Source organism: Micromonospora sp. NPDC047793, assembly GCF_040642635.1.
GTDB lineage: Bacteria > Actinomycetota > Actinomycetes > Mycobacteriales > Micromonosporaceae > Micromonospora.
Genome location: NZ_JBEYSG010000016.1, coordinates 16,964 through 42,217, shown reverse-complemented (window position 1 = coordinate 42,217; position 25,254 = coordinate 16,964). Strand labels below are relative to the sequence as shown.

Genomic DNA, 25,254 nt, shown 5'->3' with positions numbered 1-25,254 from the left:
CACCCAGCGTACGGGTGCCTCCGGGCCCGGCGGTCGGTCAGGGAGCGAGGTCGCGCATCCGGACGATCTCCACGCCCTGCTCGGTGGCGACCGAGGTGGCGAACTCCGACATCCGTTGGTCGAGGCCGACCTTGAGCAGGTCGGTCGCCATCACCACGGCACCCTCGTGGTGTTCGGTCATCATCCGCAGGAAGAGGCGGTCGAAGTCGACGCCCCGGGCGGCGGCGAGCCGACCCATCGCCTCGGGCGACTGCATGCCCTTCATCGTGGCGTGGTCGTGCCCGGACACCTCGCCGGAGAGGTGGCGCTCGGCGAGCCAGGCCCGCAGCACGCCGATCTCCGGTCGCTGGCCGGCCCGGATCCGGTCGGCCAGGGCGCGTACCCGGGGGTCGGCGGCCCGGTCCGGAGCGAGCGCCGCCATCTCCAGCGCCTGCTCGTGGTGCGGGATCATCATCCGCGCGAACCAGGCGTCGAGGGTGTTGAACCGCGGCGGCGAGTCGTCGCGCACCTCGGCGCCGGGGCGTTCGACGGCCGGTTCGCCGGGACGGCCGGGCACGATCACCAGCGGCGCGTCGGGATCCGCCGGCGACGGATCGACCGGGGGCGACGGATCGGCGGTGGCGGCGGCCGGTGCCGGCGCGGGGGGCACGGGCCGGTCGCCGTCGCGCAACGCGAAGGCCGACACCGCCAGCGCCACCACGACCGATGTGACGACAGCCAGCAGGCGTCCACGTCGGGCGGTCATGCGACACCCCCTCAGGGTCGAGGTCGCAGCGATCGTATCCATTTACGATATTCACTTGATGTGAGCCAGGTCACATCGATGAGTGTCGTCGCGGAGTTATGGTACGGCCCATCGCCACTCGCCTCTCGAAGGGCATCGCCGATGGTCGGATCGACCCCGCCGCGGGGGCGGCAGCTACGCGTCGTCAGCGTGGCCGCCACCGGGCTCCTCCTCGCCAGCATCGCCGTCGCCTCACCCGGCAACGCGCAGACGGTCACGCGGACGGCCACCGAGTCCGCCGCCGTCGAGGCACCACTCGGTGTCGACGAGATCTCCCACAGCCCCAACCTCACGCAGATCGCCAACCTGCCCAAGCAGGCCCCGTTCGACACCACGTCGGCGCTCGGCACCGACATCGCCTTCCAGGGCAAGTACGCCTTCGTCGGCAACTACGACGGCTTCGTCATCTACGACGTCGCGAAGCCGAGCAAGCCGAAGCTCGTGTCGCAGGTGCTCTGCCCGGGCGCACAGAACGACATCTCCATCTACGGTGACCTGCTCTTCCTGTCGACCGACTCGTCCCGCAGCGACGACTCGTGCAGCAGCGTCTCCCAGCCCGCCACGATCAAGGAGTCGTGGGAGGGCATCAAGATCTTCGACGTCAAGGACAAGAAGAAGCCGCGCTACCTCAAGGCCGTCGAGACCGCCTGCGGCTCGCACACCCACACGCTGGTGCCGGCGAAGGACAAGAAGTCGGTCTACCTGTACGTCTCCTCGTACAGCCCGCAGGCCACCTTCCCCGACTGCCAGCCTCCCCACGACTCGATCAGCATCGTCAAGGTCCCGCTGAAGAAGCCGACCGACGCGGCCGTGGTCGCCACGCCGAACCTCTTCCCGGACGGCGGCTACGAGGGGCGGACGGGCGGGTCGGCGACCACCGGCTGCCACGACATCACCGCCTACCCGGAGAAGGACCTCGCCGCCGGGGCGTGCATGGGTGACGGGGTGCTGCTGGACATCAGCAAGCGGGAGGCGCCGCGCGTGCTGCACACCGTGCGCGACACCGTCAACTTCGCGTTCTGGCACTCGGCCACCTTCAACAACCGCGGCACGAAGGTCGTCTTCACCGACGAGCTCGGCGGCGGTGGCGGGGCCACCTGCAACGAGGAGATCGGCCCGAACCGGGGCGCCAACGCGATCTACGACCTCACCGGCCGGGGCGACAACCGGAAGCTGGAGTTCCGCAGCTACTACAAGATCCCGCGCACCAACGGCGACACCGAGAACTGCGTGGCGCACAACGGCTCGCTGATCCCGGTGCTCGGCAAGGACATCATGGTCCAGGCGTGGTATCAGGGCGGCATCTCGGTGTGGGACTTCACCGACTCCCGCAAGCCCAAGGAGATCGGCTTCTGGGAGCGGGGCCCGCTCTCGGACACCCAGCTCGTCGTCGGCGGCTCCTGGTCGGCCTACTACTACAACGGGCACATCTACTCCTCGGACATCCAGAAGGGGCTGGACGTGCTCGAACTCGACGACTGGCGGACGTGGTCGGCCAAGCTGGTCCACTACCGCGAGTTCAACGTCCAGACCCAGCCCAGCTACCTGAGCTGGTAGCACCACCCGCGCCTGCGGGCCCGGTCCCCCTCTCCGGGGGACCGGGCCCGCATCACGTGTACGCCACGTCGTGTTTTGCCCCGCCGGTCCCGGGTACCTCGTCCGGCACATTCCGTCACGCAGGAAAAGAGGCGCGGCAATGGCGCGAAACGAGTACCACGTGGTGCCGGACGGCGACGGCTGGAAGGTCGAGCAGGGCGGGACCGTCGTCGGCACGTACGACACGAAGCAGGACGCGGTCGACGCGGGGCGCAAGGTGGCGCACGGCAACGAACCGAGCCAGCTCGTGGTGCACACCGCGGACGGCCAGATCGAGACCGAGTACACCTACCAGGACGACCCGTACCCGCCCGCCGGCTGACCGGCATCCCCCCGGCGGTACCGGTCGTCACCTCGCCCGACACCCGAGCGGATCAGGCCGCCCGGCCGTGCGAAGATGCGCCGTGACCTCCCCAGACGCCGTTCCGGCCGCACCCGGTCGACGCCGGCCGCACCCGCTGGACGTGATCGCGGTCGGGCTGGCCGTCCTGGGTGCGGTGTGCGTGGCGACGGGCCTGCTGCCCCGCGCCGACGCCGCCGACACCCTCACCCGGGTCCTGCCGCTGCTGGTCTTCCTCGGCACCGTGGTGGTCCTCGCCGAACTGACCGCCGCCGCCGGTGTCTTCGACGTCCTCGCCACCCGGCTGGCGGTCGCCGCCCGGGGTCGCTGGCCGGTCCTCTTCGCGCTCTGCGTCGGCTTCGCCGCGCTCACCACCGTCGTGCTCAACCTGGACACCACGGCGGTGCTGCTCACGCCGGTGATGCTCGCGCTGGCGGTCACCCTGCGCACGGCGGTGGCCCCGCTGGCGGTCACCACGGTCTGGCTGGCGAACACGGCCAGCCTCCTGCTGCCGGTCTCCAACCTGACCAACCTGCTGGCCGCCGACCGGATCGGCCTCGACCCGCTGGCGTACGCGAGCGTCATGTGGCTGCCCCAACTGGCGGCGCTCGCGGTCACCACGATCCTGCTCTGGTACTTCTGGTGGCGGCGCGACCGCCCCGTCGACGGCCGGTTCGCGCCGCCGTCGGTGCACCGGCCGACCGACCCGGTGCTCTACCGCACCGCACTCGTCGCCTGCCTGCTCTTCGTCGGCGCGATCGTGGCCGGCGCCCCCGTCGGCCTGGCCTCGGCGGTCGCCGCCGGCCTGCTGCTGCTCGTCTTCGCGTTCCGCTCCCCCGGCACGCTGCGCCCCGCCCTGCTGCCCTGGCGGCTGCTGCTCTTCGTCACCGGCCTGTTCCTGGTGATCCAGACCATCGGCGCGTTCGGCCTGAACGACCTCGTCGCCCGGCTCGCCGGTGACGAGGGCGGCGTGCCCGGACTGCTGCGCGCGGGCGGCACCGGTGCGCTACTGTCCAACCTCGTCAACAACCTGCCCGCCTACCTGGCCGGCGAGGCGGTGCTGCCGGCCGGTGACCGGCAACGCCTGCTGGCCCTGCTGATCGGCACCAACATCGGCCCGCTGGCGCTGCCGTGGGCGTCCCTGGCCACCCTGCTCTGGCTGGAGCGCTGCCGGGCCGCCCGGGTACGCGTGCCGCTGGCCCGTTTCCTCGCCACCAGCGCCGCCGTCGCGACCCTCGGCACCCTCGCCGCCGTCAGCGCCCTCCTGCTCACCACCTGACCCGCCCGCGACCCCGCCTGGTGGGCGACTCAGCCGGGTAGGGGTGCGCCGTCGCCCCGGGTGCGTCGTGGGGTGACCAGGCGGCGCACCATCGGGGCGGCGTTCCAGCGGGCCGCGCCCACCAGGTCGCGGGCGTGCTCCAGGACGGTGTAGTCCGGTCGGGCCCGGCCGGCGGCCATCGCCGCGTCCAGGTCGTTGCCGCAGCGCGTCAACACGCTGTCGAAGTCGCGCCGGACCGGTTCCAGCAGGTCGTAGCCGAAGGAGCGGTGCAGGCGGGCGAAGAGCGGCTTGTACAGCCGGGCCCGCTCGTGCAGGCCCGAGGAGTACGACATCGGGTTCTTGGGGCGGCGACGGATGTAGTCCGGCAGCAGGTCGGCGAAGGCCCGGCGGACGATCCACTTCTCCTGGCCGTCGCGCATCTTGAGGTCGAGCGGCAACCGCATGGCCAGCTCGACGAGGGCCAGGTCCAGGAAGGGCACCCGGGCCTCGACGCCGAAGCCCATGCTGGTCCGATCGACCCGCTGCAACTCGGTACGACACAGGTTGCGGATCTTGTGCAGGAACAGTCGGCGGGACGCCGCCGGGCCGACCTCGTGGTACATCGGGTAACCGCCGAACAGTTCGTCGGAGCCGTCACCGGTGAGCACCACCTTCACGCCCAACTCGCGCAGCCGACGGAAGATCGGCACCGAGACCACCGCGTTGATGATGTCGCCGTACTCGGTCAGCTCGGAGATGCGGATGGCCTCGCGGACGTCGGCGAGGCGGATGTCGCGCGGACGCAACTCGACCACCTCGTGCGGCACCCCCAGCTCCTGGGCCAGCCGCCGGGCGTACGCCAGGTCGGGGCTGCCCGGCGCGCCGACGGTGACCGCGACGCAGTCCGGGTGCGACTGTGCCGTGTGCAGCAGCGCCAGCGAGCTGTCCAGCCCGCCGGAGAGCACCACGCCCACCGTGAGGTCGGTGTCCAGGCGTACCCGGATGCTGTCGGTGAGGGTGTCCCGGACGAGCAGGGCGGCCTCGTCCGGGTCCGTCACCGGCGGCCGGTCCGCGCCGAGGGAGAGCAGGTCCACGTACGGGCGGAGGCGGACCCGGTGGTCCCCGTCGACCCAGCCGTGGTGCCCCGGCGGCACCTCGGTCACCGGCGTCCGTGCCGGGACCAGCGCCTTGACCTCGCTGGCCACGTGCAGACACCCCGGTGTGCGGGACCAGTACAGCGGTTTCACACCGAGCGGGTCCCGCGCCAGGTACACCCGGCCGGTGGCCCGTTCCGCGATGGCGAGGGCGTACTCGCCGCGCAGCCGGGTCACCATCTCCTCGCCCCAGCGTTCGAAGGCGGCGAGCACCACCTCGGTGTCGCTGGTGCTGGTGAACCGGTGCCCGAGGGCGGTCAGTTCGGCGCGCAACTCGTGGTGGTTGAAGACCTCGCCGTTGTAGCAGAGTAGCCACCGCTCGTCGGCGGAGAGCCAGGGCTGGACCGCGCGGTCCCGGTCCACCACGCGCAGCCGCCGGGTGCCGGCGAGCAGCCCGCTCTCGTACCGCGTCTCGGTGACCTCACCACGCGGGACCAGCGTGGCGAGCATCCGTCGGAAGATCGCCGGGTCGGCCTCCGGACCGACGCTCAGCACGATGCCGCACATCGTCAGATCCCCATCTCCGCCTCGTACGCACGACGCAGCCGCCGCGTCGCCGAGGGCGCGAGGCAGATGTGCCAGGCCTGCCCCTCGTCGATCACGTTGAGTTCGCCGGCACGCTGCCGGTCCAGCAGGATCCCGGCCAGCGTGTCCCGCGCCCCGAAGCGCTCGTACCAGGACATCTCCACGTCCACCGCCCACCCCAGGCAGTGCCCGCTCGGCACCATCGCGGCGTACCCGAGTCGGCGCAGCCGGTACTGGTGCTCGGCGCTGCGGACCAGGCTGGTCACCCAGAGCGGCGGAGTGCCGACCGTGGTGGCCGCGGTGAACTCCCGGCCGATGTCGTTGAGCAGCGCGACCACCTCCCGCCGGGCCCGGCGGAACAGCAACCCGGCGGTACGCGGAGTGGCGTCCGGCAGCACCCGGCGACGCACCGCGCGTACGCCCCGGCCGAGCACCGTGCGGGGCTGTTCGGTGTAGCGGAACCGCAGCAGTCCCCGGCGGCGCAGCCACTCCAGGTCGACCAGGTGGGTGCTGTGGTGCACCTCCTCGTCGGTGACGAAGGTGGACGCGTCGCGCCACCACATCACGTCGATGCGGGACAGCAGATAGATCCGGACCAGCGCGGCCAGGTCCCCGGCGGAGCTGCGCGCGTTGGGCTGGTACCGGGCCATCTCCAGCAGCAGGGTCTCCCGCGCGCCGATCAACCCCTGTGGGGTGTCGTCGAGCACCGCGGCGATGGCCGGCTCCCGCAGCCGCTGGTCGATCAGCACCTGGCGGGCCTTCGTGCTGCTCGCCGCCGCGAGCGCGCCCACCTCGACCAGCAGCTCCCCCACGGCCTCCCGATACGCGTCCAGGTCCGGCCCGTCCGCCGGACGGGGGCTCGCCGGGACACGGGGACGCCGACGGGTCGGCCAGGGAGGACCGGACTGGTGCCCCGGGCTTCGGCTCGGCACTCGCATGGTGGGTCCCCTCTCCCGACGTGCGGTGATCGCCTGTGGCAGACGGTAATCACGCCGATCGGGATGGGTCCGAACAATCCTCCGTGCTCCCCCGAAGGGGACCAGGCAGGGCGAGACCGCGCGGATCGGCGGCACTGCCACCGGTCTCGGACGAAGCGGTCACAGCCAGCCGTTGTCCCGCGCAATCCGTCGGGCCTCCGCCCGGCCGTCGGCACCGAGCTTCTGCACCGCGAGGGCGAGGTAGTTGCGCACCGTGCCCGGCGAGAGCCGGGCTCGGCGGGCGATGGCGGCGACGGAGGCGTCCTCCTCGGCCAGCCGCAGCGTCTCCAGTTCGCGCGGGGTCAGCGGGCACGGCGGGATGCTCAGCGCGTCGGCCGCCAGCGCCGGGTCGACGTACCGGCCACCGGCGTGCACCCGGCGGATCACGTCGGCGAGGGCCCCGCCCGGCGCGCCCTTGGGCAGGAAGCCGCGCGCTCCCGCGGAGAGCGCGCGGGCCAGGTGTGGCGGGCGTCCCTGCCCGGTGAGGATGACCACCGCGCACTCCGGCAGCACCCGGGCCAGCTCGGCCGCGACTGCGAAGCCGTCCTGTCCGGGCATGGCCAGGTCGACCACGGCCACGTCGGGTCGGTGGGCCAGGGCGGCGATGACCGCCGCCGGCCCGTCGGCAGCCTGCGCGACGACCGTCAGGTCCGCCTCCAGCTCCAGCAGCGCGGCCAGGGCGGTACGGATCAGTTCCTCGTCGTCGGCGAGCAGGACCCGGATCATGCGGCGGCCGGTACGGTCGCCTCGACGGTGAACACGTCGTCGGCCCGGTCGACGCGGAGCCGTCCACCGGCAGCGGCGAGCCGGTCGGCCAGTCCGCGCAGGCCGTGACTGTGCCGGTCCGCCGTCCCCGTCTCGGTCGCCCCGTCGTTCGTCACGGTCATCCGCACCTCGTCCTCCCGCTGGGTGATCTCGATCCGGCACCAGGCGGCCCGGCTGTGTCGCAGCACGTTGGTGCCGGCCTCGCGGAGCACCGCCGCGAGCTGGGTGGCCGTCTCCGGCGGCAGCTCACCGTCGGGCGGCACGACGGTGCACCGTACGCCGGACGAGCGCAGCACCTGCGCGACCGCCGTCACCTGCTCGCCGAGGTCGACCCGGCGGTAGCCGTGCACCGTCCGGCGTAGTTCGGTGAGGGCGGTGGCCGCGAGCCGCTGCGCCTCGCCCGCCTCCCGGGCCGCCCGCGACGGGTCGGCGGCGGCCAGCCGGGCGGCCAGCTCGGCCTTCAGCGTGATCACGGTCAGGTGGTGTCCGAGCAGGTCGTGCACGTCCGCCGCGAAACGCAACCGCTCCTGGGCGGCGGCCAGCCGGGCCTGGGCCGCCCGACCGCGCTCCGCCTGCACCAGCAGCCGCCAGAACCAGACCTGGAAGCCGTTCACCACCGCGACGCCGGGACCGGCGGTGCCGACGACCAGCAGCGCCTGCCCGATCGACGCGCCGGTCACCTGCGCCACCGCTCCGGCGACCACCATCGCCGCCACGGTGGCCGGAAGGGTCGCCCGCAGCGGGGCCAGCAACGGCACCCCGCCGACCGTCGCCGCGCCGAGCCAGGCCCAGGTGGGCCAGTCGCCGACGGCGACCGGTGCGGCCAGCGGCACACCGAGCACCGCGACGGCGGCGTACCCGATCCGCAGCCGTCGGCGCCGCGCGGCGGACCACCCGGTGGTCAGTGTCGCGCCCACCGCGCCCGCCAGGACCAGCGCGAACGCGCCGATGGCGAGGACGCCGGAGGCCACCCGCCACGGGTCCGGCTCCCGTGCGAGGCCGACCGCCGGCAGGAACAAGGTGGCGGCCATGCCGGCGGCGAGGGAGACCATCGTCGCCGTCCGGGCACGGCGTAGGGTCCGCTCGCCGCCCGGCACCGTCCCGTCCGTCCCCACGCCGGTCAGGGTAGAACCCGCCACCCCACCGGCGGAGCCCCCGTTCCGCCCGGTCCGACCGGGCATCGTGCCCGGCCGACCGGGGACGGAACGCGGATTGTCGCCGACGTCGTTCGCCACGACGATCGACGTCATGACCGACGCCCTCGCCGCACCCGGCGGACCGACCCCGTCCACCCCGACGATCCACGGGCCAACGGCCGCGCCGGTTCGCCACTCGCGCCTGTCGCCGCTGGCCCGGCACCTGATGGAGATGGCGCTGGCCATGGTGGCCGGCATGCTGGCGCTCGGTGCCGCCCGCGCCGCCCTGGGCGGGCTGCTCGGGCTGGCTCCGGCCACGCCCGGCGTCGCGTCGCTGCTGATGGCCACCGACATGAGCATCGGCATGGCGGTCTGGATGTGGTACCGAGGGCATTCCGGCCCGGCCGTCGGCGAGATGGTCCTGGCCATGTACGTGCCCGTGCTGGTGCTGCTGGTGCCGTACCGGGCCGGGTTGCTCGACGGCGACGCCCTGATGATGGGCACGCACGTGCTGATGGTGCCGGCGATGGTGGCGGCGGTGCTGCGGCGTCGGGCCGAGTACGCCGTGCACCACCCGAACCGCGCCGCGCCGCGACACCCGTGGGCACGGGCCGTGGCGCAGCGCTGGCCGGCCGGGCTGGCGCTGCTGATGACCGCCGACAACTGGAGCTCACCCGTACCGCTGGCCGCGTACACGCTGCTGGTCCTGCCGGCCGGATACCTGATCATCGGCACCGTGCGCCGGCAGTGGGGCGTACCGGGTGCCCTCCGCCTCCAGCTCGCCGGCCTGGCCGGCTGGTCGGGCCTGGCCCTGCTCGCCCTTCTCCTCGGTGGCCCGGCCGGACAGTGGCTGGTGGCGTTCGGATGGTTGGCCCACGCGGGCTGGGACGTGATCCATCACCGCACCGGCAAGGTGGTGCCCCGCGCCTACGCCCAGTGGTGCGGCGTGATCGACGCGGTCCTCGGAATCACCATCATCCTGGCGCTGGTCACCACCTGACCGACCGGCTGCGCCACGGCCCGCCGCCACCCCGCGGCGGGCCGTGGCCGCGTGTTACCGGTGGTCGCCGCAGCGGCCGGGAGGGCGTGATGAAAAACTTGACCCATGAGTTCCACGCCCGTACCGCCCGACGCGACCATGGATCCGCCCGCCTTCACCGATCTCGGCCTGCGACCCGAACTGCTCGCCGCGCTCGCCGCGCTCGGCTACGAGGAGCCGACGCCGATCCAGCGGGAGGCGATCCCCACCCTGCTGACCGGCCGTGACCTGCTCGGGCAGGCAGCCACGGGTACGGGCAAGACGGCCGCGTTCGCGCTGCCACTGTTGCAACGAATGCCGGACGACCGGCCCGGCGGTGATCCCCTGGCGTTGGTGCTGGTGCCCACCCGGGAACTCGCGGTGCAGGTGTCCGAGGCGTTCCACCGGTACGGCAAGGACCTCGGGGCCCGAGTGCTGCCGATCTACGGCGGGCAGCCGATCGGCCGCCAACTGCGGGCGCTGGACCTCGGCGTGGACGTGGTCGTGGCCACCCCCGGACGGGCGCTGGACCACATCGCCCGGGGCACGCTACGGCTCGGCAACCTGATCACCGTCGTCCTCGACGAGGCCGACGAGATGCTGGACATGGGCTTCGCCGAGGACATCGAGGCGATCCTGGAGCACGCGCCCGCGCAACGCCAGACGGTCCTCTTCTCGGCGACCATGCCGTCGCGCATCGAGGGCATGGCCCAGGCGCACCTCACCGACCCGGTCCGCATCCTCATCGCCCGCGAGCAGCCGGTGGCCGGCGCGGCACCCCGGGTACGCCAGAGCGCGTACCTGGTGGCGCGGGCGCACAAGCCGGCGGCGCTGGGCCGGGTGCTGGACGTCGAGTCGCCCACCGCGGCGATCGTCTTCTGCCGCAGCCGGGAGGAGGTCGACCGGCTCACCGAGACGATGAACGGACGCGGCTACCGGGCCGAGGCCCTGCACGGCGGGATGAGCCAGGAGCAGCGGGACCGGGTGATGGGTCGGCTGCGCTCCGGCACCGCGGACCTGCTGGTCGCCACCGACGTCGCCGCGCGGGGACTCGACGTCGAACAGCTCAGCCACGTGGTCAACTACGACGTGCCGTCGGCTCCCGAGTCGTACGTGCACCGCATCGGCCGGGTCGGTCGCGCCGGCCGGGAGGGCGTGGCGATCACCCTGGCCGAGCCCCGGGAACACCGGATGCTCAAGACCATAGAGCGGGTCACCGGCCAACGGATCACGATCGACAAGATCCCGACCGTCGCCGACCTGCGTACCCGCCGGCTGGAGCTGACCCAGGCGGCGCTGCGGGAGAGCCTGCTGGAGGACGACCTGGAGCCGTTCCGGGTCATCGTGGAGACGCTCAGCGACGAGTTCGACCTGATGGAGGTGGCGCTCGCCGCGGTGAAGCTGTCCCACGAGGCGACGCTGCCCGGCTCCGACGAGGCCGAGGAGGAGATCCCGCAGGTGGCGGTCCGTCCCACCCGGGACGCCCGGCCCGGCCAGGACAACCGGGGCGACCGCCGACCGGCACGGCCCCGCACCGGCGGCACCACCCAGGTCTTCATCGGGCTGGGCCGGCGCGCCGGAGTCCGGCCGCAGGACCTGGTCGGCGCGATCACCGGAGAGACCGGCATCCGTGGCCGGGACATCGGCTCGATCGAAATCGCCGACCGGTTCTCGCTTGTCGAGGTGCCCAACGGGGTGGCCGACGAGGTGATCGCCGGGCTGCGCGGCAGCACCATCAAGGGCCGTAAGGCCACCGTACGCCGAGACCGCGACGACAGCCGCTGACGTGTAAGGAAGGGCCCCCTGTTAACGCCTGCGGTATAGCAGGGAGCCCTTCTCACCACGGCACGCCCCGACATGCAGCGACTGGCGCCACCCCGCACGGGATGACGCCAGTCGATGGTGCCTCGGGTTAACAGGGGACCCCTGCTCTACCTCAGGCGTTAATAAGGTGCCCTTCCTTGCATCCGTCAGGCGGCGGTGAGGCTCTGGCCGCCCAGCGAGGCCGGGTCGATCTCGGCCGGGCGCAGCGCCAGGGCGAGCACGTCGGCGACATCGGCGAGCGGGTGTACGGTCAGCGCCTCGCGGACCTCGGTGGGCAGGTCGTCGAGGTCCGGCTCGTTCCGGGCCGGAATGATCACCTCGGTCAGACCGGCCCGGTGCGCGGCCAGCAGCTTCTGCTTCACCCCGCCGATGGGCAGCACCCGGCCGGAGAGTGTCACCTCGCCGGTCATCCCGAACTCGGGGCGTACCGGCCGGCCGCTGGCCAGCGACGCCAGCGCGGTGACCATGGTGATGCCGGCGCTGGGGCCGTCCTTGGGCACCGCACCCGCCGGGACGTGCAGGTGGATCCGCCGTCCGGCGAGGGCGTTCGGGTCCAGGCCGAGCCGGCGGCCGTTGGCGCGCAGGTAGGAGAGGGCGATGTGCGCCGACTCCTTCATCACGTCGCCGAGTTGGCCGGTCAGGGTCAGGCCCGGCTCACCCTCCATGCTGGTGGCCTCGATGAACAGCACGTCGCCGCCGGCACCGGTGACCGCCAGGCCGGTGGCCACGCCGGGCACCGCCGTCCGCTCCGCCGACTCCGGCGTGTGCTTGGGCCGGCCGAGGTAGCGGGTCAGGTCGTCGGCGCCGACGCGGACCGGCGTCGGGTCGTCGGTGAGGGCCACCGCGACCTTCCGCATGACCTTCGCCAGGGCCCGCTCCAGTTGCCGTACGCCGGCCTCCCGGGTGTACTCCCCCGCGATGCGGGCCAGTGCCGGGGCGTCGAGGTCGACCTCGTCGGCGGTCAGCCCGGCCCGTTCCCGCTGCCGGGGCAGCAGGTGGTCCCGGGCGATGGCCACCTTCTCCTCCTCGGTGTAGCCGTCCAGGGTGACCAGTTCCATCCGGTCCAGCAGCGGGCCGGGGATGGCCTCCACCACGTTGGCCGTGGCGAGGAAGAGCACGTCGGACAGGTCGAGGTCGACTTCCAGGTAGTGGTCCCGGAAGGTGTGGTTCTGGGCCGGGTCGAGCACCTCCAGCAGGGCGGCGGCCGGGTCACCGGCGTACCCGACGGAGAGTTTGTCGACCTCGTCGAGCAGCACCACCGGGTTCATCGAGCCGGCCTCGCGCAGAGCCCGCACGATCCGGCCGGGCAGCGCGCCGACGTAGGTGCGCCGGTGGCCCCGGATCTCGGCCTCGTCGCGTACGCCGCCGAGGGAGACCCGGACGAATCTGCGCCCGAGCGCCCGGGCGACGGACTCGCCGAGGCTGGTCTTGCCGACGCCGGGCGGGCCCGTCAGGGCCAGCACCGCGCCGGAGCCGCGCCCGCCGACCACACCGAGGTTGCGGTCGGCCCGGCGGTTGCGCACCGCCAGGTACTCCAGGATGCGGTCCTTGACGTCGGCCAGGCCGGCGTGGTCGGCGTCGAGCACGGCCCGCGCCGCGGCCAGGTCGGTGTTGTCCTCGGTACGCGTGCTCCACGGCATCTCCAGCACCGTGTCGAGCCAGGTACGGATCCAGCCCGCCTCCGGGGAGGCGTCACTGGCCCGCTCCAGCTTGCCGACCTCGCGCAGTGCCGCCTCGCGTACCTTCTCGGGCAGGTCGGCGGCCTCGACACGGGACCGGTAGTCGGCGGAGCCGTCCGGGGCGTCCTCGCCGAGTTCCTTGCGGATCGCGGCGAGCTGCTGGCGCAGCAGGAACTCCCGCTGCGACTTCTCCAGCCCTTCGCGGACGTCGGAGTTGATCTGCTCGGTGACCTCCTGCTCGGCGAGGTGCTCCTTGACCCAGCCGACGAGCAGTTCCAGCCGGGCGGTGACGTCCGGCGCGGCGAGCAGTTCGGTCTTCTGCGCCAGGGTGAGCCAGGGCGCGTAGCCGGCCGAGTCGGCCAGTTCGGAGAGGTCGGTCATCCGCTCCATCGCGTCGATGACCTGCCATGCGCCGCGCTGCTGGAGCACGGAGGTCACCAGGGCGCGGTACTCGCGGGCCAGTTCCCGTGCCTTGCCGGCGGGGGTGGGTTCGTCGATCTCGGTCGCCTCGACCCAGAGCGCCGCGCCGGGTCCGGGCACCCCGGAGCCGATGCGGGCGCGGGCGAGGCCGCGGACGACGGCGGCAGGCTCACCGCTGGGCAGCCGACCCACCTTCTCGATGGTGGCGATCGCGCCGACGGAGCCGTACTCGCCGTCGAGGCGGGGCACGGCGAGCAGCCTGCGGTCGCCGGTGGCGCGGGCCGCGTCGACCGCGGCCTGGGTGGTCGGGTCGAGGGTCACCGGGATGACCATGCCGGGCAGCAGTACCGCGTCGGTCAGTGGAAGTACCGGAAGAGTTGCCATCGAACACCTGCTATCGCATTGAGTTGAGCGTGTCTGACTCAAGTCGACGCGGGTCGGCGTTGTTCCACGGTGTGACCCAGCACACGAACCGACCTCGATCGGGTGCGGCACCGACACATCCGTACCGACGACGGGAACACCGGGTAATCGGGATTTACGCGCGGCGCAAAACGCGAGACGCGGCGGACAGGGGCTTTTGTTGCGCAATTGCGGGGCGATGAGTCAAACTTTGACCACACCCCGCCAGACACAGGGAGTAATCGACGATGGCGAGAAAAGTAATCACGGTGCTGACTGACGACCTCGACGGCGGAAAGGCCGATCGCACGGTCGAGTTCAGCCTGGATGGCGTGAGCTACACCATCGACGTCTCCGACGAGAACGCGGGAGTCCTGCGTAAGGCGCTGGATCCGTTTATCAATGCGGGCCGACGGCTCGGACGCGGCAGCGCCGACACCGGTCGCGGACCGCGTCGCGTCACCGCGGCGGCACCCGGAATGAACCGCGAGCAGAACCGCGCGATCCGGGAATGGGCGGTCGGCAACGGCTACAAGATTTCCGAGCGGGGTCGTATCCCGGTCGAGGTCGTCGAGGCGTACAAGAACCGCTGAACAGCGGCGTCGCCCCACAACGACGCGGGCCGTCCGGAACCTGGTTCCGGACGGCCCGCGTGTTGTTCCGGGTCAGTTGACCTGGATCCGCACCGCGTCGAAGGCGGGGGTCTGGTTGGCCCGCTCCGACATCGGGATACGGTGCGAGCCGTCGCCGGCCCAGACCGCGCACTGTGCGGTACCGGACTCCGGCAGGCCCGGGATCTGGATGACCACGCTGTCCGGCTGGCTACCGCCGCCGCCGTCCTCGGTGGCCACGAAGAAGGCCGGTACCGGATCCGCCGCCGGCGCCTCGTTCGTGTTGTTCAGCATCCGGCAGGCGGTGTGGAAGTGGCCACGGGTCAGGCCCTCACCGTTGAGCAGCGAGCTCTCCAGGTAGTAGCCACCCTGACCAGCCGGGAGGAAGCGGTCCCGGACCAGGTTGCGGGTGCTGACCCGCAGGGCGAAGCCCTCGTTGCGGTTGATCTGCTGCGGGAACTCGGTGATCAGCAGCGACGGGTTGTTCGCGGCGGAGCCGACCTCACCGAAGGCGGTGCTGATGCAGCGGTTGCCGTTCTGGAAGCCGTCGTGCGGCTGGAGCTGGCTGTTGTTGCAGTTGTTGGCCAGCACGTCGAGGCCGTTGTTGCCTCCGCCGTTGTTGCCGCCGTTGTTGTTGCCCCCGCCGTTGTTCCCACCGTTGTTGGGGTTGTTGCCGCCGTTGTTCCCACCGTTGTTGTTGTTCACCGGCTGCACCTGGCAGGCGGCCAGACCGGCGAGGCCACGCGGCCGGGGGCCGAAGCGGTCGATGGAGATGGTGATCCGGTCGAGCGTGGCCCGCCGCTTGCTGGCCAGCGGGTCGAGGATCGCGTTGCGGATGAACGCCTGGCCCTTGTTGCCCTCGGCGGCCAGGCGCTGGTCGGCCTCGGTGATCTGGGTCTGGAGCAGGGCCAGGTTGCGGTCCACCTCGGCGCGGGCCCGGTCGGGCACCTGCGGCAGGCGGCTCACCACGTCGGGACAAGCCACGGCGAAGGAACCGGCGGGGGTCGCGCCACCGTTGCCGCTGCGGGTCTCCTGGCACTCCTCCACGGACTGCTGCCCGTCACCCCAGTGGTTGGTCACCCACCGGCCGTTCTGGAAGGTACGGGTGGTGGTGGCGCCACGGGCGGTCGGCGCGGTCGCACCCGGGCTGGGCTCCACACACTCGGCCGAGATCGGGCGGGTCTGCTGCTTGTTCGGCCGTCGGTCACCGGCCGACGAGATCTGGGTAACGGCAACGACGCCACCGAAGACGGCGAGCGTGGCACCAACGGCCAGAAGTCGTTTGGTCCGCGTGTTACCTGAGGGTCTGCGTGACCGGGTGGACCTGCGCATCGAATTGCTCTCCTTCTCGATCCGGTACCTGACGCGTGACTCGACGGACCGAACGGAATCGTGGTGGCGCGTTCGACGGAGGCCGTTCGAACGCACCGGTGGTACGTCGACAGACGACGATGCCCTTTCCGCACCGCCTCCCGCGCCCCCGGCGCGGGTTGGGAGATCCTGTCCATTCCCGGTGAGGTACGGCCCCGCCGTGGCGGGAGTTCAAAAGAAGGTGGACTTTTTTTCGACGACCCGGGCCGTACGGCTCCTGGGCAGGTCAGACCTGGTGCAGATGGTCGTAGGCGAAACCGTCCACGAGTTCGTCGCGGCGCTGCCCGAGTCGCCGGATGTCGTCGAGCAGATCGGTGCGATCCACCACGGCGGGACTTTCGTTCTCCAGGGTGCGCAGACGCTCACCGACAGCGAGCGCGGACAGATCCTCGGCCAGTCGTGCGGGATCGACACCACAGGAGAATCGGTGCGTCCGCAGAATGACTCGCTCCACCAGGAACGCGCCGGGCCGCACCTCGACCCAACTCCACCCCTCGACCGGGCCGTCGGCCCAGCGCACGTGCAACCCGCGCAGGATCGGATCCGCCAGTCGCCGCGACACGTACGCCTCGACCGCCTCGGCCCGGGCGAGCGCGCCGAGGTCGTTGACCGCGCCGGTGCGCCCGTCCGGCAGCCGGCCGACGATGTCGCGGAACCCGACGGCGGGTACGTCCGACCCGGCGGCGCCGTCGGCGTACCGGCGGGCGTCGATCACGTAGCCGACGATGCCCGGACCGTGGTCGACGGCGCGCAGGGTGACCGAGCCGATCCGCAGCAGCGGCAGGCCGACGCTGGCGGTGACCGCCTCGACGATCCGGTCCACCCGCCGGGCGGCGGCGTCCGGCGCGGGCTCCCGGAACTCGACGGCGAACTGCGGCAGGCCGGTGTCGTCCGCGCAGACCACGTGGTCGAGCACCACCCGCGCGGCGGTGTTCCACTGGCTGCCGGTGAGCCCCGGCGGCCGGCGCCGGATCACGTCACCCAGACGCGGGGCGGCGTGCACCCGTTGTCCCGCGCGGGCCAGCACAGGCGTACGCCCACCGGCCGGAACCGTCGACAGCCACGCGTCGCCACCGGTCATCGTCGTATCCACCCAATCCTGCCGCCGACCGACCGAGTCTAGGATGACGATCATGCCGGGCGGCTCCCCCGGTGGGCCCGCGATGACCGCCACGACGGTGACCGACCGCGCCCGAGCCGAGGAGGTGGACGGATGCGGGTGGTGTCCCTGGTGCCCTCGCTGACCGAGGCGGTGGCGGTGACCCTGCCGGGTCTGCTGGTCGGAGCCACCGACTGGTGCACCGCTCCGGCCGATCTGGACGTGCCCCGGGTGGGCGGCAGCAAGTACCCCGACCTGGACCGGGTGCGCGCGTTGCGGCCGGACCTGGTGCTGCTCAACGTCGAGGAGAACCGGCGCGAGGACGCCGAGGCGCTGTCCGCCGCCGGGGTGCCGGTCCGGGTCACCTACCCACGCACCGTGGACGCCGCCCTGACCGAGCTCGCCGACCTGCTGCGTGACCTGGGCGCGTCGGGGGAACCCGAGTGGTTGACGGCGGCGCGACGGGCCTGGGCCGACCTTCCGACTCCGTCGGTGCGGCACCGTGCGGTGGTGCCGGTCTGGCGGCGCCCCTGGGTGGTGCTCGGCGCCGACACCTTCGCCGGTGACGTGCTCCGCCGGCTGGGCGTGACCAACCTCTACGCCGGACAGCCGGAACGGTATCCGCGACCGTCCCTGGACGAACTGCGCGCCACCGGACCCGACCTGGTGGTGCTGCCGGACGAGCCGTACCGGTTCACCGCCGACGACGGGCCGGAGGCATTTCCGGGCGTACCGTGTGCTCTGCTCTCCGGTCGGCACCTGACCTGGTACGGCCCGTCGCTGGCCGAGGCCCCGTCGGTGCTGGCCGCTCAACTGGCGGACCCGGTCCGACGGCCCGGGCCGGAAGGGGTCGAAGGTCCCGTCCGGTCCGGGCCCGGTCGGCCCTGACCGCACCCGATCCCACCGGCGTCCAATGGAGGTGTCACCGGGACAGCGGTGCGAAGCAGAGAAGGGACGTGGACATCATGACCGCGATGACCGAGCGGAACACCGCCGCCAGGACCCCGGGCGCCGAGACCGTTCGGGAGCAGGTCGACCGGAGGCGGGTCACCCGCCACCTGCTCGCCGGGCTGCGGCTGGCACTCGGCTGGATCTTCCTCTGGGCGTTCGTGGACAAGCTGTTCGGCCTGGGGTTCGCCACCGAGGGCGAGAACGCCTGGATCAACGGCGGCAGCCCCACCAAGGGCTTCCTCAGCTTCGGCGTCACCGGTCCGTTCGAGGGCTTCTACCAGAGCATGGCCGGGGCGGTCTGGGCCGACTGGCTGTTCATGATCGGTCTGGCCGCGATCGGCACCGCCCTGATCCTCGGCATCGGGGTGCGCGTCGCCGCCGTCGCCGGTGGCCTGCTACTGGTGATGATGTGGACTGCGGCCCTGCTGCCCGCGAACAACCCCTTCATGGACGACCACCTGGTCTACGCCGGGGTGCTGGCGCTGCTCGCGGTGACCAACGCCGGTGACACCTGGGGCCTCGGCCGCACCTGGGCCCGGCTGCCGATCGTCCAGCGCTTCGCCTGGCTCCGCTGACCTGTCCCCTCCCTCCCCACACGGCGGGCGTCACCCCTGCGGGTGCCGCCCGCCGCCACGACGGCCCGGGTGCTCCCGGGCCGTCGTGGCGCGTGCCACGGGCACCGCTGGCGTAGCATCCGGCAGGATTGTGCTGACCAGAACCGACGTCACAGGAGAATCCGCATGAACCAGGCAGCGAGCAAGCCCGAGATCGGTCCGATCGAGGGTGCCCCGCCCGCCGACCTCGTGATCGAGGACATCACCGTGGGCGACGGCCCCGAGGCCCAGCCCGGCCAGCGTGCCCGCGTCCACTACGTCGGGGTCTCGCACTCCACCGGCGCCGAGTTCGACGCCTCCTGGAACCGGGGGGACGCCTTCGAGTTCCCGCTCGGCGGTGGCCGGGTCATCGCCGGCTGGGACCAGGGCGTGGTCGGGATGCGGGTCGGTGGGCGGCGCAAGCTGACCATCCCGCCGCACCTGGGCTACGGCAGCCAGGGCGCCGGTGGCGCCATCAAGCCCAACGAGACCCTGGTCTTCGTGGTCGACCTGCTCGGCGTCCGCTGAGCGCCGCGTCCGGCGCCGGCCCCCGTACCCGGCGCCGGACGCGCGGTCGGCGTCGCACGCCGACCACCGCACGCCCCGGCGGGCGAACCCGCCGTCGCGGCGTCACACGCCGGCCAGCACCCGCTCGGAGCACGAACCGACGACCGGGATGACCCGGCGCAGGCCGGTGGCACGCAGCACCCGCTCCACCACCGGCGGCGGGTCCGTCAGCACCAGTTGGCCGCCCTGGGCGCGCACCCAGAGCCGGGCCGCGATCAGCGTGCGCACCCCGGCGGCGGAGAGCACCCGCACCTCGGAGAGATCCACCCGCAGCTCCGGCCGGGCCGGTGCAGCCCAGAGGGCCGCGCGGAACGCCGCGACGGTGGCGATGTCGACGGCACCGACCACGCGGACGCACACCGCGTCGTCGAAGACCGTGGTCTCCACGTGGAACCGCTCCTCGCGCTCTGGCATGAGAAGAACCTATCCCCCACCACCGACACTCACACCCTGCGTAAAGGCGGTTCCGGGTAAGCCCAGGGCATGACCCGCAGGCCCGGTGCATCCACCCTAGGGACGATCCCGGGCACCACCCTCCGCCCGCCCACGACGGGAACACCGGGCCGGTGACGACCCGGCGCCCGACGTCGGTGTGTCACCCGCCGCTCGCCGAGGGCTGCGGCTCCGGCGAGCCACCGCCGGCCACCGCGCCCGGGTCCGCCGACGCGGTCGGTGCCGGCTTCAGCCCGGCGGGTACGGGCAGCGCACTGCCCTCGGCGAACCGGTCCCAGTCGACGTTCCACGCCGTCCAGCCGTTGCCCTCGCCGAGTTCGACCTCGGTGCCCTTGACGGTGACCAGGTCACCGACCTGGGTGACGCCCATCAGCCAGTCGGCGTTGGCCGCGGAGAGGTTGGTGCACCCGTGCGACACGTTGGTGTACCCCTGATCCCCTTCCGACCAGGGCGCACCGTGGATGAACTCGCCGCCCCAGGTCAGCCGCTGCGCGTCCTCGACGTCGACGACGTACGGGTCGGCCGAGCCCGTGGTGTCGAACGTGGTGAAGTCGTGCTTCTCCATGATCACCATTTTGCCGCTGGAGGTCGGGGTGCTCGGCTTGCCGAGGCTGACCGGGAGCTTGCGCAGCAGCTTCCCGTCCCGGATCACCGACATCTGCTTGGTCGCGTTGTCGATCTCCAACGCCGTCTGCCGGCCGATCTTCGACGTGGCCCGCCGGTCGGCGTCGCCGACGTTCTCCTTGCCGATCGGCAGACCCTCCAGCGCGGCACGAACGTTGATGGACGTGCCGGGTCGCCAGAAATCGGGCGCCCGATAATAGACCTGACTCCCGTCGGACACCCAGGACCAGGTGCCCGGCTGCGGCGGATCGGTCTTCACGAACAAACGACGTTGCACATCCGCCCTGGCTTCTTTCGGAATGGGCGGGTCGAACGCGACGGTTACCGGCATGGCCGTGCCGTACGTCCGATTACCGGCGAAATAGAGCGTACTGGTGATCGCCGGTTTGGACGATTTCGGTTGCGTCGTGAAGGTCGTCTTCCGAGTGACCGTCTGCCCCTTCTCGCCGGTCACCGTGACCTCGGCGGTGTAGGTCCGCTTGGGCTGCAACACCTCGGCCGGCACCCACCCGGTGCCGTCCTCGCGCGGCTCGGCCTCGACCTTTCCGCCCTTGTCGTCGGTGATCCGCACATCGGTGACCCGCCCGTGCTTGACCGCGGTGCCGATCTCCCCGCTGATCGGCACGTCCCGCGCGCCCTCGGCGGGCGTCACGGCGAGTTCCGGAGCCGCCTGCCGACCCTCACCGGGTCCGGCGGTCCTCCGATCACCCGTGCACGCGCCCAGCGCCAGCGGCGCCGCTGCGACGGCCACCGTCAACAGCGCCAATCGCCCCCTCAGGTTCATGATGCGTCCCCCCGTTTATTTCTCGCCCTCCGCCACATTCTCGCCGTCTACCCACCAGCGACTCAGCAATTCTGCGAAACCGCACGCCAATACCGGGTGGACATTTTTGCGCTATTGCGCCGGACCAGGCAGGGAAAGGCCCGACCGTGATATCCCGACCGTTAGTCGGCGACCTGCGTCCATTGTCCGCACACCCACCGGTCCACGACGGTTCGCCCGGTCTCGGGCGTACGGCCACCCGTGCGCCCAACGTCCTCTCGAACGCCGAGGCCCCCACCCCACGGTCGCCTCCCCCACCCCCACCCACGCGCCCACCCACCGCCCGCCCCCGCCCGCCGCACGTCGATCAAGGAGTTGTGGTGGGCGTTTCGCTCAGTTATGGACGGTTATGTCCTCTGCACGACTCCATGATCGACGCTTGCCGGGGGCGTGCGGAGGGGGCGCGCGGAGGGGGCGGACGCGCGGGTGGGTGGGTGGGCGTCAGACGGCGGCGATCAGCAGGGCGGGCTGCTCGACGCAGTCGGCGACGTGCCGCAGGAAGCCACCGGCGACTCCCCCGTCGCAGACCCGGTGGTCGAAGGTGAGGCTGAGCTGCGTCACCTTGCGCACCGCCAGCTCTCCCTCCACCACCCAGGGCTTGTCCACGATGCGGCCCACTCCGAGCAGCGCCGCCTCCGGGTGGTTGATGATCGGGGTGGAACCGTCGACACCGAACACCCCGTAGTTGTTGAGCGTGAACGTGCCCCCGGTGAGCCGGGCCGGCGGCAGCTCACCCGCCCGCGCCGCGGTGGTGGTCGCGGCCAGCTCGGCGGCCAGCTCGGCGGTGGTGAGCCGGTCGGCGTCGCGCAGCACCGGCACCAGCAGGCCACGATCGGTCTGGGCGGCGATGCCCAGGTGCACGGCGGCGGACTGGACGATCCGCTGCCCCTCGGTGTCCACCCGGGCGTTGAGCTGCGGGTACCGGCGTAGCCCGGACAGGCAGATCCGGGCCAGCAGCGCCAGGATGCTCACCGGCTGGTCCGGTCGGGCGGCGTTGATCGCGGCCCGGGTACCCAGCAGCCCGGTGGCGTCCACGTCGACCCAGATGGTCACCTCCGGGATCTCCCGCCGGCTGCGGGAGAGCTTGTCGGCGATCACCCGGCGGATGCCGGTCAACGGGATCACCCGGTCCCGTGGGTCGGCCGGAGCGAGTCCGACATGCGCCGGGGTCCCGGCCGGCAGGTCCGGCGTCGCGGGGCCGGTCGCGGGCGGAAGGCCCGGCGTCGCAAGGCCCGGCGCGGGCGTACCCGTGACCGAACGGTCCGTCGCGTACGCGTCGGCCGCCGCCTCCACGTCGGCGCGGCGGACCACTCCGCCGGGGCCGGTGCCCCGCAGGGTGGCCAGGTCGACGCCGTGCGCACGGGCCAGCCGCCGCACGATCGGCGAGATGACCAGTGCCGGCGTCGCGGCCGGATCCGCGCCGACCGCCGACGCGTTCGTCGCGGCCGGAGCAAGGCTCGGCGCGGTGACCTGCGCGGTCGGGGCGAGGCGGGGACGCCGACGGCGGCGGGTGGCACCGTGCCCGGTGCCGTACCCGATCAGCACGTTGCCCGAGCCGGCCCGCTCCTCCTCGCGGTAGACCGCGTGCCCGGCGGGCTCGGTCGCGCCGGCGGCACCGTCGGTGACCGGCGCGGCCACCGTGATCAACGGCTGGCCGACCGGACGCACCTCGCCCTCCGCGCCGTGCAGGGCCACCACCCGGCCGGCGTACGGGCAGGGCACGTCCACGACCGCCTTGGCGGTCTCCACCTCGACCACGGTCTGGTCCACGGTGACCACGTCACCCACCGCGACCCGCCACTGCACGATCTCCGCCTCGGCGAGCCCCTCACCGAGGTCAGGAAGGAAGAAGACTTGCTCGCTCATGCCGGCACTCCGCTCCGCTGCGTGCCGCCACGAGACTCCACCGCACCGCACCCGATGACTCGCTCGCTCCGCTCGCTCATGCCGGCACCTCGGCGAGCCAGCGGGAGTCCGGCTGGTCGTCCCACTGGAGGCGGGCCACCGCGTCCAGCACCCGGTCGACCGAGGGCAGGTGCGTGTGCTCCAGCATCGGCGCCGGGTACGGGATGTCCAGCCCGGAGACCCGCAGCACCGGCGCGTGCAGCGCGTGGAAGCAGCGTTCCTGCACCCGGGCGGCGATCTCCGCGCCGACTCCGGCGAAACCCTGTGCCTCCTGCACCACCACGCAGCGGCCGGTACGCCGGACCGAGTCGGCGATCGTGGCGTCGTCGAACGGCACGATGGTGCGTACGTCGACGACCTCCAGGTCCCAGCCCTCCTCGCGGGCGGCCTCGGCGGCCTCCAGCGCGACCGGCACCGCCGGCCCGTACGCGACCAGGGTGGCGTCCCGGCCGGGCCGACGGACCACCGCCCGGCCGAACGGAGCGGTCCGCGTCGGCAGGTACGCCTCGGCGCTGGTGAAGTAGAGCTTCTTCGGCTCCATGAACACCACCGGGTCGGGGTCGTCGATCGCCTCCCGCAGCAGCGAGTACGCGTCGTCGACGGTCGCCGGGGTGACCACCTTCAGGCCCGGGGTGTGCGCGTAGTACGCCTCCGACGAGTCGCAGTGGTGCTCCACGCCGCCGATGCCACCCGCGTACGGCACACGGATCACCATCGGCACGCTCAGCGCGCCCCGGGTGCGGTTGCGCAGCTTCGCCACGTGCGAGGCGATCTGCTCGAACGCCGGGTACGCGAACGCGTCGAACTGCATCTCCACCACCGGACGCAGCCCGGACATCGCCAGTCCGACCGCGAAGCCGACGATGCCGGCCTCGGCCAGCGGGGTGTCGAAGCAGCGCTTGTCGCCGAAGCGGGCCTGTAGTCCGTCGGTGATCCGGAAGACGCCACCGAGTTGCCCGACGTCCTCGCCGAAGACGACGACCCGATCGTCCTCCAGCAGCGCGTCGGCGAGCGCCGCGTTGAGCGCCTTCGCCATGGTCATGGTGGCCATCAGGCGTCCTCCTCCTGCGCGGCGAGCTCGGCGCGGACCTGGTCGCGCTGTTCGACGAGCTGCGGGGTGGGCTGCGCGTAGACGTGGTCGAAGAGGGTGAGCGGGTCGACGGTGGGTTCGGCGTTCATCCGCTCGCGCAGCCCCGCCGCGTACTCCTCGGCCTCCTGCGCGACGGCGGCGACGGCGTCGTCGTCGAGGGCCTCACGGGAGCGCAGGTACGCCTCCAGCCGGGCCACCGGGTCGCGGTCCCGCCACGCCTCCACCTCGTCGGCGTCGCGGTAGCGCGTCGCGTCGTCGGCGTTGGTGTGCGGCTCCATCCGGTAGGTGTGCGCCTCGACCAGGAACGGCCCCTTGCCGGCGCGGGCGTGCGCCACCGCCTTCTCCAGCACGGCGAGCACGGCCACCGGGTCGTTGCCGTCGACCTGCTCGCTCGGCACGCCGTACCCGACGCCCTTGTAGGCCAGTGACGGGGCGGCGGTCTGGCGGGACAGCGGCACGCTGATCGCGTACCGGTTGTTCTGCACGAAGTAGACCACCGGGGCCTTGAACACGGCGGCGAAGTTGACCCCCTCGTGGAAGTCGCCCTCGCTGGTCGCGCCGTCACCGACGTAGACCAGTGCCACCGTGTCCCGCCCCTGGTAGGTCTCGCCGTAGGCCAGGCCGGCGGCGTGCACGCACTGGGTGGCGAGCGGGGTGCACTGCGGCGCGGTGCGGCGCACGGCCGGGTCGTACCCGCAGTGCCAGTCGCCGCGCAGCAGGGTGAGGACCTCGACCGGGTCGATGCCCCGCGCGGTCAGCGCCATCGACTCGCGGTAGGTCGGGAAGACCCAGTCGTCCTCGCGCAGCGCGAGGACCCCGCCGACCTGGCACGCCTCCTGCCCTCGCGAGGACGGGTAGACCGCGAGGCGGCCCTGCTTGGTCAGTGCGGTGGCCTGCGCGTCGAACCGGCGGCCGACGACCATCCGGCGGTACATCTCGCGCAGTGTCGCCACGGGTGGCTCGGGATAGTCGGCCCGGGACGGCAGCAGGGTGCCGTCCGGATTGAGCAGCCGGACCGGATCGGCCTGGGGAAGCAGGGCAGCGGCCGGGTCGGGCGCGGTCGGGGTGGCCGACCGGCGCTTCCGCGGGGTTGCCCTGCGGGCCGCCTGAGGGGTGGTCGTCACGGCGGAACCTCCTGGACGTGTGGTGGACCTATGCTCCTTTGGTCGGATGATTGACTCAAGATGGCCGGTGAAGGCGGGATGTATGGCACTGATGGGAGGCTCGGGTGAGCCAGGAGACCGCTGACACAGTGCCCCTGCGGGGTGGCACGGGACGAACGGCACCAG

The 25,254-nt window shown here is 72.4% G+C and carries 22 protein-coding genes; 9 read left to right on the top strand and 13 right to left on the bottom strand.

The features are described from left to right. Positions 1-37: 37 nt before the first annotated feature. Positions 38-745 carry a DUF305 domain-containing protein gene (locus tag ABZ738_RS25420; protein ID WP_357217064.1) on the bottom strand — a complete coding sequence of 236 codons (708 nt, stop codon included), beginning with the start codon at positions 743-745 and terminating at the stop codon, positions 38-40. Between the two features lie 141 nt (positions 746-886). Between ABZ738_RS25420 and ABZ738_RS25415 the strand changes: the two genes are divergently transcribed. The 3 genes from ABZ738_RS25415 to ABZ738_RS25405 all read left to right on the top strand — a co-directional run bounded on the left by ABZ738_RS25415 (position 887) and on the right by ABZ738_RS25405 (position 3,999). Continuing rightward, positions 887-2,341, top strand: a complete 1,455-nt coding sequence (locus ABZ738_RS25415; protein WP_131054148.1) for a hypothetical protein — start codon at positions 887-889, stop codon at positions 2,339-2,341. A gap of 139 nt (positions 2,342-2,480) precedes the next feature. Then, positions 2,481-2,702, top strand: a complete 222-nt coding sequence (locus ABZ738_RS25410) for a DUF2188 domain-containing protein (RefSeq protein ID WP_131054149.1) — start codon at positions 2,481-2,483, stop codon at positions 2,700-2,702. 82 nt (positions 2,703-2,784) lie between these two features. After that, positions 2,785-3,999 carry an SLC13 family permease gene (locus ABZ738_RS25405; protein ID WP_357217060.1) on the top strand — a complete coding sequence of 405 codons (1,215 nt, stop codon included), beginning with the start codon at positions 2,785-2,787 and terminating at the stop codon, positions 3,997-3,999. Between the two features lie 29 nt (positions 4,000-4,028). Here the strand turns inward: ABZ738_RS25405 and ABZ738_RS25400 are convergent, their stop codons facing one another. The 4 genes from ABZ738_RS25400 to ABZ738_RS25385 all read right to left on the bottom strand — a co-directional run bounded on the left by ABZ738_RS25400 (position 4,029) and on the right by ABZ738_RS25385 (position 8,514). Beyond that, positions 4,029-5,639 (bottom strand): asparagine synthase-related protein, encoded by a 1,611-nt coding sequence (locus tag ABZ738_RS25400; protein WP_357217057.1) that lies wholly within the window; start codon positions 5,637-5,639, stop codon positions 4,029-4,031. Between the two features lie 2 nt (positions 5,640-5,641). After that, on the bottom strand, positions 5,642-6,595 hold the full coding sequence (locus ABZ738_RS25395; protein WP_357217054.1) for a DUF5715 family protein: 954 nt from the start codon (positions 6,593-6,595) through the stop codon (positions 5,642-5,644). A 159-nt stretch (positions 6,596-6,754) separates the two neighbouring features. Next, complete coding sequence (locus ABZ738_RS25390) at positions 6,755-7,360, bottom strand: response regulator transcription factor (RefSeq protein ID WP_357217051.1); 606 nt, start codon at positions 7,358-7,360, stop codon at positions 6,755-6,757. Beyond that, positions 7,357-8,514 (bottom strand): histidine kinase, encoded by a 1,158-nt coding sequence (locus ABZ738_RS25385; protein ID WP_357217048.1) that lies wholly within the window; start codon positions 8,512-8,514, stop codon positions 7,357-7,359. The genes ABZ738_RS25390 and ABZ738_RS25385 overlap by 4 nt, the downstream gene beginning before the upstream one ends. Before the next feature lie 133 nt (positions 8,515-8,647). Here ABZ738_RS25385 and ABZ738_RS25380 point away from each other — a divergent pair, with 133 nt between their 5' ends. Beyond that, the gene (locus tag ABZ738_RS25380) at positions 8,648-9,535 is read left to right on the top strand and encodes a hypothetical protein (RefSeq protein WP_357217046.1); all 888 of its coding nucleotides are present in this window, start codon (positions 8,648-8,650) and stop codon (positions 9,533-9,535) included. 105 nt (positions 9,536-9,640) lie between these two features. Further along, a complete protein-coding gene (locus ABZ738_RS25375; RefSeq protein ID WP_131055802.1) occupies positions 9,641-11,338 on the top strand; it encodes a DEAD/DEAH box helicase in 1,698 nt (565 codons plus the stop codon). A 185-nt stretch (positions 11,339-11,523) separates the two neighbouring features. On the opposite strand, the gene lon is transcribed toward ABZ738_RS25375, so the two are convergent. Beyond that, positions 11,524-13,860 (bottom strand): endopeptidase La, encoded by a 2,337-nt coding sequence (lon, locus tag ABZ738_RS25370; RefSeq protein ID WP_357217042.1) that lies wholly within the window; start codon positions 13,858-13,860, stop codon positions 11,524-11,526. A gap of 266 nt (positions 13,861-14,126) precedes the next feature. Here lon and ABZ738_RS25365 point away from each other — a divergent pair, with 266 nt between their 5' ends. Next, the gene (locus ABZ738_RS25365; protein WP_131056354.1) at positions 14,127-14,471 is read left to right on the top strand and encodes an Lsr2 family protein; all 345 of its coding nucleotides are present in this window, start codon (positions 14,127-14,129) and stop codon (positions 14,469-14,471) included. Positions 14,472-14,543: 72 nt separating this feature from the next. Here ABZ738_RS25365 and ABZ738_RS25360 read toward each other — a convergent pair whose 3' ends face one another. Together ABZ738_RS25360 and ABZ738_RS25355 are read right to left on the bottom strand one after the other, a co-directional pair. Next, positions 14,544-15,821 carry a hypothetical protein gene (locus ABZ738_RS25360; RefSeq protein ID WP_176094395.1) on the bottom strand — a complete coding sequence of 426 codons (1,278 nt, stop codon included), beginning with the start codon at positions 15,819-15,821 and terminating at the stop codon, positions 14,544-14,546. A gap of 265 nt (positions 15,822-16,086) precedes the next feature. Continuing rightward, positions 16,087-16,941: a DUF2726 domain-containing protein gene (locus tag ABZ738_RS25355; RefSeq protein WP_131056358.1), complete on the bottom strand. Its 855-nt coding sequence runs from the start codon at positions 16,939-16,941 to the stop codon at positions 16,087-16,089. A gap of 132 nt (positions 16,942-17,073) precedes the next feature. Here ABZ738_RS25355 and ABZ738_RS25350 point away from each other — a divergent pair, with 132 nt between their 5' ends. From ABZ738_RS25350 to ABZ738_RS25340, 3 genes are all read left to right on the top strand, one after another. Then, the gene (locus ABZ738_RS25350; protein ID WP_131056360.1) at positions 17,074-17,847 is read left to right on the top strand and encodes a helical backbone metal receptor; all 774 of its coding nucleotides are present in this window, start codon (positions 17,074-17,076) and stop codon (positions 17,845-17,847) included. Between the two features lie 77 nt (positions 17,848-17,924). Further along, positions 17,925-18,485 carry a DoxX family membrane protein gene (locus ABZ738_RS25345; protein ID WP_131056362.1) on the top strand — a complete coding sequence of 187 codons (561 nt, stop codon included), beginning with the start codon at positions 17,925-17,927 and terminating at the stop codon, positions 18,483-18,485. 165 nt (positions 18,486-18,650) lie between these two features. Continuing rightward, positions 18,651-19,031, top strand: coding sequence for an FKBP-type peptidyl-prolyl cis-trans isomerase (locus ABZ738_RS25340; protein WP_357217035.1), 381 nt, complete (start codon positions 18,651-18,653; stop codon positions 19,029-19,031). 102 nt (positions 19,032-19,133) lie between these two features. Here the strand turns inward: ABZ738_RS25340 and ABZ738_RS25335 are convergent, their stop codons facing one another. From ABZ738_RS25335 to pdhA, 5 genes are all read right to left on the bottom strand, one after another. After that, a complete protein-coding gene (locus tag ABZ738_RS25335; RefSeq protein WP_131057440.1) occupies positions 19,134-19,484 on the bottom strand; it encodes an STAS domain-containing protein in 351 nt (116 codons plus the stop codon). Positions 19,485-19,665: 181 nt separating this feature from the next. Beyond that, a complete protein-coding gene (locus ABZ738_RS25330; protein WP_176094398.1) occupies positions 19,666-20,931 on the bottom strand; it encodes an Ig-like domain-containing protein in 1,266 nt (421 codons plus the stop codon). 480 nt (positions 20,932-21,411) lie between these two features. After that, complete coding sequence (locus ABZ738_RS25325; protein ID WP_357217030.1) at positions 21,412-22,836, bottom strand: dihydrolipoamide acetyltransferase family protein; 1,425 nt, start codon at positions 22,834-22,836, stop codon at positions 21,412-21,414. 76 nt (positions 22,837-22,912) lie between these two features. After that, the gene (locus ABZ738_RS25320) at positions 22,913-23,926 is read right to left on the bottom strand and encodes an alpha-ketoacid dehydrogenase subunit beta (RefSeq protein WP_357217027.1); all 1,014 of its coding nucleotides are present in this window, start codon (positions 23,924-23,926) and stop codon (positions 22,913-22,915) included. After that, positions 23,926-25,089: a pyruvate dehydrogenase (acetyl-transferring) E1 component subunit alpha gene (gene pdhA / locus ABZ738_RS25315; protein ID WP_176094401.1), complete on the bottom strand. Its 1,164-nt coding sequence runs from the start codon at positions 25,087-25,089 to the stop codon at positions 23,926-23,928. Before pdhA ends, ABZ738_RS25320 begins: the two co-directional genes overlap by 1 nt. Between the last annotated feature and the right edge of the window lie 165 nt (positions 25,090-25,254).